The sequence below is a fragment of the Spirillospora sp. CA-294931 genome (genome assembly GCF_050946795.1).
GTDB lineage: Bacteria > Actinomycetota > Actinomycetes > Streptosporangiales > Streptosporangiaceae > Spirillospora.
This window is the reverse complement of the sequence record NZ_CP192006.1, coordinates 4,434,324-4,446,278: the sequence shown is the minus strand read 5'-3', so window position 1 is coordinate 4,446,278 and position 11,955 is coordinate 4,434,324. Positions and strand designations below refer to the sequence as shown.

The 11,955-nt window shown below is 69.5% G+C and carries 8 protein-coding genes; all 8 read right to left on the bottom strand.

All coding sequences use genetic code 11. The features are described 5' to 3' along the window. Nucleotides 1-292: 292 nt before the first annotated feature. Nucleotides 293-1,453 carry an ABC transporter ATP-binding protein gene (locus tag ACQPY4_RS19825; protein ID WP_433338462.1) on the bottom strand — a complete coding sequence of 387 codons (1,161 nt, stop codon included), beginning with the start codon at nucleotides 1,451-1,453 and terminating at the stop codon, nucleotides 293-295. Nucleotides 1,454-1,460: 7 nt separating this feature from the next. Next, the gene (locus ACQPY4_RS19820; protein ID WP_433338460.1) at nucleotides 1,461-2,573 is read right to left on the bottom strand and encodes an ABC transporter ATP-binding protein; all 1,113 of its coding nucleotides are present in this window, start codon (nucleotides 2,571-2,573) and stop codon (nucleotides 1,461-1,463) included. Beyond that, nucleotides 2,573-3,556: an ABC transporter permease gene (locus tag ACQPY4_RS19815; protein ID WP_433338458.1), complete on the bottom strand. Its 984-nt coding sequence runs from the start codon at nucleotides 3,554-3,556 to the stop codon at nucleotides 2,573-2,575. Before ACQPY4_RS19815 ends, ACQPY4_RS19820 begins: the two co-directional genes overlap by 1 nt. A gap of 117 nt (nucleotides 3,557-3,673) precedes the next feature. After that, nucleotides 3,674-5,434 carry an ABC transporter substrate-binding protein gene (locus tag ACQPY4_RS19810; protein WP_433338456.1) on the bottom strand — a complete coding sequence of 587 codons (1,761 nt, stop codon included), beginning with the start codon at nucleotides 5,432-5,434 and terminating at the stop codon, nucleotides 3,674-3,676. A gap of 35 nt (nucleotides 5,435-5,469) precedes the next feature. Then, nucleotides 5,470-6,474: an ABC transporter permease gene (locus ACQPY4_RS19805; RefSeq protein WP_433338454.1), complete on the bottom strand. Its 1,005-nt coding sequence runs from the start codon at nucleotides 6,472-6,474 to the stop codon at nucleotides 5,470-5,472. Nucleotides 6,475-7,093: 619 nt separating this feature from the next. Next, a complete protein-coding gene (locus ACQPY4_RS19800) occupies nucleotides 7,094-7,528 on the bottom strand; it encodes a hypothetical protein (RefSeq protein ID WP_433338452.1) in 435 nt (144 codons plus the stop codon). Nucleotides 7,529-7,749: 221 nt separating this feature from the next. After that, nucleotides 7,750-8,415, bottom strand: a complete 666-nt coding sequence (locus ACQPY4_RS19795) for an HAD family hydrolase (protein ID WP_433338450.1) — start codon at nucleotides 8,413-8,415, stop codon at nucleotides 7,750-7,752. After that, the gene (metH, locus tag ACQPY4_RS19790) at nucleotides 8,412-11,888 is read right to left on the bottom strand and encodes a methionine synthase (protein ID WP_433338448.1); all 3,477 of its coding nucleotides are present in this window, start codon (nucleotides 11,886-11,888) and stop codon (nucleotides 8,412-8,414) included. Before metH ends, ACQPY4_RS19795 begins: the two co-directional genes overlap by 4 nt. Nucleotides 11,889-11,955: the final 67 nt, after the last annotated feature.

The window sequence follows — 11,955 nt, the reverse complement described above, 5'->3', positions numbered from 1 at the left end:
ACCGCGCGGGGCCCTCGCGTATGCACGACACGCGAACCACCCCGCGCAACCCCCGCACACGTGAACCACGCGGCCACACGTACGAGACCACAGCACGGGACGTGAACCACGCGGTGGGGTGTGAGCCGGGATGGGTGGCTCGGAGGCGCGCGATAGGCGGGTGGTCCCCGGGGGCGTGTCGGCGACGTGGTGGGGGTGGGGAGGTGGGTGCTTCTTGTTCGGGGGCTGAAAAAGAACCCGGCCGGACGAGTGGAGCTCGTCCGGCCGGGTTCTTTGTGGTGTTGCGAGAAGGTCAGCCCTTGTGGACCGGGACCTCGGAGGCGCCGGGGGCGACGGCGGCCTTGGCGACCTCGTCGGTGGCGCTGACCGTGGTGTTCTCCGGGAAGTGGCACGCCACCTCGTGGCCCGGGCTGAGCTCGACCAGCGGTGGCTCCTTGGTCTTGCAGATGTCCTGGGCCTTCCAGCAACGGGTGTGGAAGCGGCACGCGGGCGGCGGGTCGAGGGGGCTCGGCACGTCGCCCTGCAGGCGGATCCGTTCCCGGCCGCCCCGCTTGGCGGGGTCGGGGATGGGGACGGCCGACAGCAGCGCGTTGGTGTAGGGGTGCATGGGCCGCTCGTACAGGTCGTTGCGGTCGGCGACCTCGACGATCTTGCCGAGGTACATGACCGCGACCCGGTCGGAGATGTGCCGGACGACCGACAGGTCGTGCGCGATCACCACGTAGGTGAGGTCGAGCTCGTCCTGGAGGTCTTCCAGCAGGTTGACGACCTGTGCCTGCACCGAGACGTCCAGCGCGGACACCGGCTCGTCGGCCACGATCAGCTTGGGCCGCAGCGCCAGGGTCCGGGCGATGCCGATGCGCTGCCGCTGACCGCCCGAGAACTCGTGCGGGTAGCGGTTGTAGTGCTCGGGGCTGAGGCCCACCAGCTCCAGGAGTTCCTGGACGGCCTTCTTGACGCCGTTCTCGGTCGGGATCTTCTGCAGGCGGAACGCGGAGCCGATGATGGCGCCGACGGTCTGCCGCGGGTTCAGCGACGAGTACGGGTCCTGGAAGATCATCTGGATGTCGCGCCGGAGCGGACGCAGATGCTTCTGGGACATGGACGTGATGTCGCGGCCCTCGAAGGTGATCTTCCCGAAGCTGGGGTCGAGCAGCCGCATGACCATGCGGCCGGTGGTGGTCTTGCCGCAGCCGGACTCCCCCACCAGGCCGAGGGTCTCGCCCTTGCGGACCGAGAACGACACGCCGTCGACGGCCTTGACGGCGGCGACCTGGCGGCGCAGGATCCCGGCGGTCACCGGGAAGTGCTTGCCGAGGTTCTCGACCTCCAGCAGCGGCTCCCCGCGGCCTCCGTTCCCGGCCTTCTTGTCCACCGAGACCTGGGCGTGGGCGCCCTGGTCCGGCCGGGTCTCCCCGGGCTCGGTCGCCCGGCTCTCCGATGTGCTCACCATGTCTCCATCACAGCTTGGGCGCGATCTCGTCGTTCCAGATCTGGCGGCGCTTCTCAGCCGCCAGATGGCAGGCGACCAGGTGCCCCGGGGCGGCCTCACGCAGGTCGGGCCGCTCGGTGGTGCTCTTGCCGTCGGTCTTCTCAGAGTAGGCGCAGCGCGGGTTGAACGCGCACCCCGCCGGGAGGTTGATCAGGCTCGGCGGGGTGCCCTTGATGGGCATGAGGCGCTCGGTGCGGGCCCGGTCGAGCCGGGGCATCGATCCGAGCAGGCCCCAGGCGTAGGGGTGCTCGGGCTGGTGGAACACGTCGTCGACGGTTCCGTACTCCACGCAGCGGCCGCCGTACATCACCAGGATGTCGTCCGACAGCTCGGCGACCACACCCAGGTCGTGGGTGATCATGATGATGGCGGAGTTGAACTCGCTCTGCAGGTCGCGGAGCAGGTCGAGGATCTGCGCCTGGACGGTCACGTCCAGCGCGGTCGTCGGCTCGTCGGCGATCAGCAGTTCGGGGTCGCACGACAGCGCCATCGCGATCATGGCGCGCTGGCGCATGCCGCCGGAGAACTGGTGGGGGTAGTCGTCGACCCGCTTGTCGGGCTTGGGAATCCCCACGCGTCCCAGCATGTCGATCGCGTGCTTGCGCGCGACCTTCTTGGACACGTCGTTGTGCACCCGGTAGGCCTCGATGATCTGGTGGCCCACCGTGTAGAAGGGGTGCATCGACGACAGCGGGTCCTGGAAGATCATCGCCATGTGGCGTCCGCGCAGGCGGCGCACCTGGTCGGGGGTGGCGCCGATGAGCTCCTGGCCGTCGAGCCACACCTCGCCGGAGACCTTGGCGTTGCGCCGGTTGTGCAGGCCGAGGATGCCCAGGCTGGTGACGCTCTTGCCGGAGCCGGACTCGCCCACGATGCCGAGGGTCTTGCCGCGTTCGAGCTTGAACGACAGGCCGTCGACGGAGCGGACGAGGCCGTCGTCGGTCGGGAAGTGGATGCGCAGGTCGCGGACCTCGAGGAAGGAGCTCGGGGGCCTGGTGTCGCGGCCGGCGCCGTCCGCCTTGTCCGCCGTGCCGGCGGTGTCGGCGTGCTTGACCGTCTCGGACGGCCGCTTGTCCGCCATCAGTGCCTCACCCTCGGGTCGACGACCCCGTACAGAATGTCCACGATCAGGTTGGCCGCGACGATGAACAGCGAGGCGACCACCGTCGCGCCCAGCACGACGGGCAGGTCGCTCTGGTAGACGCCGTCGAGCGCGAGCTGGCCCAGGCCCGGCAGGGAGAAGGTCTTCTCCGTGATGATCGCGCCGCCGAGCAGGAGGCCGAGGTCCAGGCCCGCCACCGTGAGGATCGGGGTGAGCGTGGCACGGAGCCCGTGCTTGACCACGACGGTCTTCTCGGGGAGGCCCTTGGCCCGCGCTGTGCGGATGTAGTCCTCGTTCATCGTTTCGAGCATGCCCGCTCTGGTGAGCCGGGCGTACATCGCGGCGTAAAGGAACGCCAGGATGATCCACGGCAGCAGCAGCGTGCTGAACCATTTCGCGGGATTCTCGGTCACCCCCACGTAGTCGACCTCCGGTAGGAGGTTCCATTTGTGGACGACGAACGCCAACCCCAGGAGGCCGGAGAAGAACACGGGCAGGGACACGCCCGCCAGGGCGATGGCCATGGCCGCTCGGTCCAGGATGGACCCCTTCTTCAGCGCGGACAGGACGCCGATCCCGACACCGACGACGAGCCAGAGGACGGCGGCGCCCAGGGTGATCGACATTGTTACCGGCAGCCGGTCGATGACCGAGTCGGTCACCGACTGGTTGGTCCGGAACGAGTAGCCCAGGCACGGGGCCGGGCAGTCGATCTTCTCGGTGCCGCTGTCGTAGGTGTCGCCGACGACGATCGCCTTGATGAACTTGCCGTACTGGACGGTGACGGGCTCGTCGAGACCGAATCTGTCCTTGATCGCCTGAAGCGTCGCGGCGTCCGGGGTCTTACCGGCGTAGCGCGCGGCGAGCTGGTCGGTGGTGACTCCTGCCGCCTTGGGCACAAGGAAGAAGATGCTGAACGTCACCGCGCTGATGATGAGCAGCAGCGCGACCGCGCCGACCATGCGGCGAACGATGAATGCGACCACAGTATCCGGCCTGGGCGGCCGGCGGGGGATCAGCCCCGCCGGCCGCCCGTTGCCTTCACCTGCCTTCTCTCAGGTAGAGCGGGTAAACCGACCTCAGCCGGTCACACCGAGGTTGGCGTAGTCGTACATGCCGAAGCCCTTGTGGAAGTACACGTTGGTCAGCGTCTTCGGGCGGAAGAGCAGCGACTTGGCGTAGACGTTCGGCAGGATCGCGGCCTGCTCGCGGACCGTCTGGTCGATCTCGTTGTAGATCTTGTTGCGCTGGGCCTCGTCGGTGACGGAGACGACCTCGTTCCACTTCTTGTCGACGCCCGGGTCCTTCAGGTTCTCCATGTTGGTGTTACCGGTGGCCTGGATCGCCTTGCCGTCGGTGACCGCCTGGAGGTAGCCGTAGCCGGTGTTCCAGTCGGGCGCCCAGCCGTAGGTGCCCATGGCGAGCTTCTCGCGCTTCTGGAAGGCCGGGGAGCCCATCTGCTCGTTGGTGTAGGTGCCCGACGGGTAGCTCTTCAGCTCGAGCTTGATGCCGGCCTTGGCCAGCGACTGCTGGAGCGCCTCGGCGGTGGCCTTCTCCTTGGGGCGGTCGCTGCGGAACGCCATGTTCAGGTTCATGCCGTTGGGCTGGCCGCACTTGGTGAGGGAGGCCTTGGCCTGGGCGACGTCACCGGTGTAGTTCGGGTCGGCCTTGGTGTAGAAGTCCGTGCCCTTCTCGCGCCCGACGACGGTGGGCGGGGAGATGGACGTGGCGACCTCGCCGCCGACCTCGCCGCCGTAGGCGCGGTACATCGCCGAGCGGTCGGCGGCGTACACGATGGCCTTACGGCACTCGATGTTGGTGACGACCTCGGTGTTGATCGGGATGAACCAGTGGAAGCCCGCGATCGGGTTGTCCGCGTTGGCCTTCAGCTTCGGGCTGGTGATGATCTGCTGGCGGGCCGCCGCCTGGACGCCGGAGCCGGGCAGGTCGATGTGGAGGCTGCCGCTCATCAGGCGGCTGTCGATCTCCTCGGCCTTCAGGCCGGCCTGCAGCTCGATGCGGTCGGGCAGCTGCTTGCGGTTGGGGTCGGTCGAGGCGTCCCAGTGGGTGTTGCGGACCAGGACACCGCCCTTCTTGGGCTCGTAGTCCTTCTCGAACTTGTACGGGCCGCTGGAGTACGGGTGCGTGGTGTAGCGGGCGCCCTTGTCCTTCTCAGGGGTGAGCGGCGCGGTCTGGCCGCTGAAGCCGACCATTTCGTTGAACTCGATGAACGGGTTCTTCAGCTTGAAGATGATGGTGTAGTCGTCGGGCGTCTCGACGGCCTTGAGGTTGTCGAGGTTCTTGTCCTTGAACGGGCCCTTGTAGCCGTCGGCGTCCAGCAGCTGCTGGAAGTAGGACGGGCCGTTGCGGATGATGCCGCGGTCGAAGGTCCGCGCGACGGCGTACTTGATGTCGCGGGCCTTGATCTCGTTGCCGTCCTCGTACTTGACGCCCTTGCGGAGCTTGTACGTCCAGGTCTTGTTGCCGTTGCTCGGCACGCCCGGGGCCTCGGCCAGGTCGGGGCACATCTTGGAGCTCTCGATGCCCGGCTTGGAGCAGTACGTCATCAGCGTGCGGGAGTAGACCCGCAGGATGTTGTTGCCGTAGGCGTAGTAGATGTTGGCCGGGTCCAGCGACTCGAAGTCGTCGGGCTGGGCCATCTTGAGGGTCCCGCCCTTCTTGTCCGAGGCGTTGACGATCTGGGTGGAGCCCGCGTCGAACTTGAGGGCGCCGCTGCCGGAGTCCTTGTCCCCGGAGTCGTCACCGCCACAGGCGGCCAGACCCAGACTCAGGACGACGGCACCGGCCGCCGCACTGATACCGATCTTGGGAGATTTCATCGCTTCCCTTTCGCTAAACCGGTTTTTCGCCGGAGTCATCGGGCTCGTGGGTCCAGGGCGTCGCGGAGTCCGTCACCGAAGAGGTTGAAGGCCAGAACGGTGAGGAAGATGGCGAGGCCGGGGACGATCACGAAGTGCGGCGCGACCGTGTAGAGCTCCGTCGCGGCCGACAGCATCCCGCCCCAGGAGGGGTCGGGCGGGTTGATGCCGACGCCGAGGAAGGACAGCGCCGCTTCGAACAGGATGTTGGTCGGGATCAGCAGGGTGGAGTACACCAGGATCGGCGCGACCAGGTTGGGCAGGATCTCCTTGAACAGGATGTGCCCGTTGCGGGCGCCCAGGCTGCGGGAGGCGTCGACGAACTCGCGCTCGCGCAGCGACATCGTCTGGCCGCGGATGATGCGGCCGATGTAGGGCCAGTTGAAGAACCCGATGATGAACACCAGCAGCGCCATGCGCAGGGTGTTGCCCTTCATGCCGAGCAGTTCGCTCGGCATGACCCCGACGAGGGAGATGGCGAACAGCACCAGCGGGAACGCCAGGAAGATGTCCATGAGGCGGGCGATGACGGTGTCGACCCAGCCGCCGAAGTAGCCGGCGACGATGCCCGCGGTGGTGCCGATGACGACCGACACCAGCGTGGCGAGCACGCCGATGATCAGCGAGACGCGGGCGCCGTAAAGGACGCGGCTGAACAGGTCGCGGCCGTTGATCGGCTCGATGCCGAAGATGTGGTCGGCGCTCATCCCGCCGAGCGAGCCGGTCGGCGCGCCGAGCGTGGGGTCGACCAGGTTCTGGTGGAACTCGTTGGGCGGGCTGCCGAACATGCTGACCAGCAGGTTGGTGACGCCCGGGAGCGAGACCACGATCAGCAGCAGCACCGCCGCCGCGCCGCCGAGGGCGACCTTGTCCCGCTTGAGCCTCAGCCAGGCGATCTGGCCCAGCGAGCGGCCCTCGATCTTCTTGCCCTCGATTCCCTTGAGGACAGAGTCCGGCTGGGCCTCCGACTCACCACCGGTCACCTCGATAGGTGCGGTCACGCTCCGTACCTCCTACCCTTCGGCCACGCTGCCGCCGGCGGAACGTCTCCGACAGCGGAGATCGTCCGCTCGCCATGCCCGTTACGCCACGTTTGCTGCAGGGAAACCTAATGCTTCGGGCACGACTGTCCATCCGCGAAGCGGCCTGCGCCAGTACCCGTTTCTGACTTGTGATCTCGTCGTCATCTCGGGCACATGTGACCTGGCCAACACATCGGACAAAGCGCCCAGATAGTACTTAATCGGACGCAGTGCGGAGCAACCTCGAAGGGGGCTCGGCCCGGAGGCTTTACCGTAACGAGTCCGATCCGAGATCGAACGTCCGCAGGTCAGCGGCTGGACGAGGGCAAGCATAGCCACGCCGGGCGGCCGAACGGCGGACCGGGGCCGCGCCGCGCGCGTGGCGCGGACCGCCCCCGCCCCCGGCGCCTCAGATAACGGAACCGATACCGCGTCCCGGCGCCCCCGGACGCCACCGGAGGCTTTTGCCCGCCCACGGCCATCACTTGACGCGGCCGTTACCCACCGTGGCGATGGGGGCCCCTGGAAAGCGGCGAGCCCGGCGCCGCCGGCACCCGCACGGGGCCGGCGGCGCCGGGCTCGGGCCCGGCACGCGCCGTCAGTCGATGCCGCGGTTGCGGAGGATCTCCTCGATCTCCGCCAGATCCGGGTCGGTGGCCGGGCGGGCCGACTCGACCTCGCCCTTGGGCGCGGCCTTGCCCGGCTTGGCGGGCTTGGGCCCGCGGCGCTCGCGCGCCGCCTTCGGCGCGGCCTCCCCGGCCTGGGCGCGGCGGCCGAGCATGAAACCCGAGGTCAGGTAGAGCAGGACGGCCAGGCCCGCGACGCCGACGCCGGCCCACCTGGTCAGGCTGAAGGTGGTCAGGTCGATGAAGAACTCGGTCACGCCGGTCATGGCCGCGGCCAGCGGCACCAGCGACAGCGAGGCTCCGCGCAGCCCGGAGGCGGCCCCCCGGCGCTTGGCGACGCCCCAGCTGAGGAACAGCCCGAGCATCGTCACGCCAAGGCTGATCATGAAGATGACTTCGTCGCTCATGCCCGCTCCCCTATCCCGTACGCTCGTGCTCCCCCATCGTCACACGGCCCGGCCGGAAGACCTCTCCTCCGCAGGAACGGTTTGCGGAGGCCCCCGGTTCCTCCTGGGGAGTAGGGCGGCCCTTAGGGACCGCCCCCGCCGGTATCAGGGTCGCCCGCCCGCGCAGGTATGGCGCCCGCCCGCGCAGGTATCAGATCTCCGGCACCGGACGAGGTCCGCGATCAGGCGAAGAGCGACCGGAGACGCTGAAGATCAACGTCGCGCAACGATTCGACGACGGTCCGGCCCTCGGCCGGGGGCACCGGCAGGACGCTGGGGACGGCCACGACCCGGCATCCGGCGGCCTCGCCCGCCGCGACGCCGGTCGGCGAGTCCTCCAGGACCGCGCAGCGCGCCGGGTCGGCGCCCAGGCGCGCCGCCGCGGTCAGGTAGGGCTCGGGGGCGGGTTTGGTGCGGGCGACCTCGTCCCCGGCGACGGTGACGGCGAACAGGTCGCGGCCGACGGCGTCCAGGACCGGCTCGATGAGGCGCCGGTGGGTGGAGGAGACCAGCGCGGCCGGGACGCCCGCGCCGGTGACCTCGGCCAGCAGCTCCTTGGCGCCGGGCATCAGGGTGACGCCGGCGCCCAGGCGCTCGGCCATGCCGTCCATCATGCGGTCGTGGACGTCGGCGGGCGCGGCCGTGGAGCCGGTGAACTCCAGCATGTACGCCACGGCCAGGTCGAGGGAGCCGCCGACCAGCCGCTTCTGCTGCTCGGGGCCCCAGACGCCGCCCAGCCAGGCGACGACGTCGGTCTCGACCTCGTACCAGAGCCGTTCGGAGTCGATGAGCAGGCCGTCCATGTCGAACAGGACCGCGTCGGGGGCGGGAGGAAGGTCAGTGATCATGTGTTGAAGTATTTGGCCTCGGGGTGATGGACGACCAGCGCGTCGGTGGCCTGCTCGGGAACGAGCTGGAACTCCTCCGACAGGGTCACGCCGATCCGCTCGGGGGCGAGCAGCCGGACGATGTGGGCGCGCTGCTCCAGATCCGGGCAGGCGGAGTAGCCGAAGGAGTACCGGGCGCCGCGGTAGCCGACCTTGAAGAAGTCGCCCAGGTCGGCGGGGTCCTCGCCGCCGAAGCCGATCTCGGCGCGGACGCGGGTGTGCCAGTACTCGGCCAGGGCCTCGGTGAGCTGCACCGACAGGCCGTGCAGTTCGAGGTAGTCGCGGTAGGCGTTCTTGGCGTAGAGCTCGGCGGTGGCCTCGCTGATCCGCGATCCGACGGTGACGAGCTGGAAGGCGGCCACGTCGGTCTCGCCGGAGTCGCGGGAGCGGAAGAAGTCGGCCAGGCACAGGTGCCGGTCGCGGCGCTGGCGGGGGAAGGCGAACCGCTCGCGGTCGGAGCCGTCGTCGTTGAGGACGACCAGGTCGTCGCCCTCGCTGACGGCGGGGAAGTAGCCGTAGACGACGGCGGCCTCGATCAGGCCCTCGGTCTGGACGCGGTCGAGCCAGCCGCGCAGGCGGGGCCGTCCCTCGGTCTCGACGAGCTCCTCGTAGGAGGGGCCCCCGGCGCCGCGGGAGGGCTTGAGCCCCCACTGGCCCATGAAGGTGGCGCGCTCGTCCAGGAAGGCGGCGTAGTCGTTCAGGGGGATGCCCTTGACGACGCGCTCGCCCCAGAACGGCGGTTCGGGGACGGGGTTGTCGGCGGCGACGTCGGAGCGGGCGGGCATCTCCTCGGGCTCGGTGACCTTGAGGGTCGCCCCGGTGCGGACGCGGCGTTCGCGCAGGGGCGGCAGGGCGGCGCCGTCGACGCCGCGCTTGACGGCCATGAAGGCGTCCATGAGCCGCAGGCCCTCGAACGCGTCGCGGGCGTAGCGGACCTCGCCCTGGAACAGGTCGGCCAGGTCCTGTTCGACGTAGGCGCGGGTGAGGGCGGCGCCGCCGAGCAGGACGGGCCACTCTCCCGCCAGGCCGCGGGCGTTGAGCTCCTCCAGGTTCTCCTTCATGATCACCGTGGACTTCACCAGCAGCCCGGACATGCCGATCACGTCGGCGCGCTCGTTCCTGGAGGCCTCCAGGATCGCCGACATGGGCTGTTTGATGCCGATGTTGACGACCTCGTAGCCGTTGTTGGTGAGGATGATGTCGACCAGGTTCTTGCCGATGTCGTGGACGTCGCCCTTGACGGTGGCCAGGACGACGCGGCCCTTTCCGCCGTCCTCGGCCTTGTCCATGTGGGGTTCGAGGTAGGCCACGGCGGTCTTCATGACCTCGGCGGACTGCAGCACGAACGGCAGCTGCATCTGGCCGGAGCCGAACAGCTCGCCGACGGTCTTCATGCCGTCCAGCAGGACGTCGTTGACGATCTCCAGGGCGGGGCGCTCGGCCAGGCCCTGGTCGAGGTCGGCGGCCAGGCCGTCGAGCTCGCCGTCGACGATGCGGCGCTTGAGGCGCTCCCACAGCGGCAGGGCCAGCAGCTCGGCGGCGCGGCCGGCCTTCATGGCGGCGGTGTCGACGCCCTCGAACATCTCCATGAAGCGGATCAGCGGGTCGTAGTCGCCGGAGCGGCGGTCGTAGACCAGGTCGAGGGCGACCTTGCGCTGCTCCTCGTCGATCCGCGCCATCGGGAGGATCTTGGAGGCGTGCACGATGGCGGAGTCGAGCCCGGCGTCGACGCATTCGTGCAGGAACACCGAGTTCAGCACGACGCGGGCGGCGGGGTTGAGGCCGAAGGAGACGTTGGACAGGCCGAGGGTGGTCTGGACGCCGGGGTGGCGGCGCTTGAGCTCGCGGATGGCGTCGATGGTCTCGACGGCGTCGCGGCGCGACTCCTCCTGGCCGGTGCCGATGGTGAAGGTCAGGCAGTCGACGATGATGTCCTCGACGCGCATGCCCCATTCGGTGGTGAGCTTGTCGATGGTGCGGGCGGCGACGCGGACCTTCCAGTCGGCGGTGCGGGCCTGGCCTTCCTCGTCGATGCACATGACCACGACGGCGGCGCCGTGCTCCTTCACGACCGGCATCAGGCGGGCGATCTTGGAGTCGGGGCCGTCGCCGTCCTCCAGGCTGACGGAGTTGACCACGGCGCGGCCGCCGAGCATCTCCAGTCCGGCGCGCAGGACGGGCGTCTCGGTGGAGTCCAGGACGATCGGGAGGGTGGCGGCGGTGGCGAACCGGAACGCCAGCTCCTTCATGTCGGCGACGCCGTCGCGGCCGACGTAGTCGACGCACAGGTCGATCAGGTGGGCGCCGTCGCGGGCCTGGTCTCGGGCGATCTTGACGCAGTCGTCCCAGCGCTCGTCCAGCATCGCCTCCCGGAACGCCTTGGAGCCGTTGGCGTTGGTGCGCTCGCCGATGGCCAGGTAGGAGGTGTCCTGCCGGAACGGGACGTGCTGGTAGAGCGAGGACGCGCCGGCCTCGGGGCGGGGGCGGCGCTCGGCGGGCTCGCGGCCGCGGACGCGTTCGACGACGCGGCGCAGGTGCTCGGGCGTGGTGCCGCAGCAGCCGCCGACCAGCGACAGGCCGAAGTCGCGGGTGAAGGCGTCGTGGGCGTCGGCGAGCTCGTCGGGCGTCAGGGGGTAGTGGGCGCCGTCGGAGGTGAGCTGGGGCAGGCCCGCGTTGGGCATGCACGACAGGCCGACGCGGGCGTGGCGGGCCAGGTAGCGCAGGTGCTCGCTCATCTCGGCGGGGCCGGTGGCGCAGTTCAGGCCGATCAGGTCGAGGTCGAGGGGTTCCAGCGCGGTGAGGGCGGCGCCGATCTCCGACCCCATCAGCATCGCGCCGTTCTGCTCGATGGTGACCTGGCCGATCAGGACGGTGTCGGTGCCCGCGGCGGCGATGGCGCGCTTGGCGCCGATGATGGCGGCCTTGGCCTGCAGGAGGTCCTGGCAGGTCTCCACGAGCAGGGCGTGGGCGCCGCCGGCGATGAGGCCCTCGGCGTTGCGCCGGTAGGCGTCGCGGAGCTCGGCGAAGGCGACGTGGCCGAGGGTGGGGAGCTTGGTGCCGGGGCCGATCGAGCCGATGACCCAGCGGGGCCGGTCGGGGGTGGAGACGGCGTCGGCGACCTCGCGGGCCAGGCGGGCACCGGCCTGCGACAGTTCCTCGATCCGTTCGGTGATGCCGTATTCGCCGAGGTTGGCGAGGTTGGCGCCGAAGGTGTTGGTCTCGACGCAGTCGACGCCGGCGTCGAGGTAGGCCCGGTGGACCTCCCGGACGATGTCGGGCCGGGTGACGTTGAGGACCTCGTTGCAGCCCTCGTGCCCCTCGAAGTCCTCCAGGGTGGGGCCCGCGTCCTGGAGCATCGTCCCCATGCCGCCGTCGGCGACGACGACGCGTTGTCTCAGAGCCTGCCGCAAGTTCTGCGAAGTGGGAATGCTCATGTGGCCCCACTCTATCCGCCCCTCCGCGGGCCCTACCGTGACGTAGCTGTCACACGAACACGCAGCG

What these genes read in the sequence shown, in the direction of transcription:
- ACQPY4_RS19825 (WP_433338462.1), bottom strand. Translation starts at nt 1,453, where the DNA reads ATGGTGAGCACATCGGAGAGCCGGGCGACCGAGCCCGGGGAGACCCGG.
- ACQPY4_RS19820 (WP_433338460.1), bottom strand. Translation starts at nt 2,573, where the DNA reads ATGGCGGACAAGCGGCCGTCCGAGACGGTCAAGCACGCCGACACCGCC.
- ACQPY4_RS19815 (WP_433338458.1), bottom strand. Translation starts at nt 3,556, where the DNA reads ATGGTCGGCGCGGTCGCGCTGCTGCTCATCATCAGCGCGGTGACGTTC.
- ACQPY4_RS19810 (WP_433338456.1), bottom strand. Translation starts at nt 5,434, where the DNA reads ATGAAATCTCCCAAGATCGGTATCAGTGCGGCGGCCGGTGCCGTCGTC.
- ACQPY4_RS19800 (WP_433338452.1), bottom strand. Translation starts at nt 7,528, where the DNA reads ATGAGCGACGAAGTCATCTTCATGATCAGCCTTGGCGTGACGATGCTC.
- ACQPY4_RS19795 (WP_433338450.1), bottom strand. Translation starts at nt 8,415, where the DNA reads ATGATCACTGACCTTCCTCCCGCCCCCGACGCGGTCCTGTTCGACATG.
- metH (WP_433338448.1), bottom strand. Translation starts at nt 11,888, where the DNA reads ATGAGCATTCCCACTTCGCAGAACTTGCGGCAGGCTCTGAGACAACGC.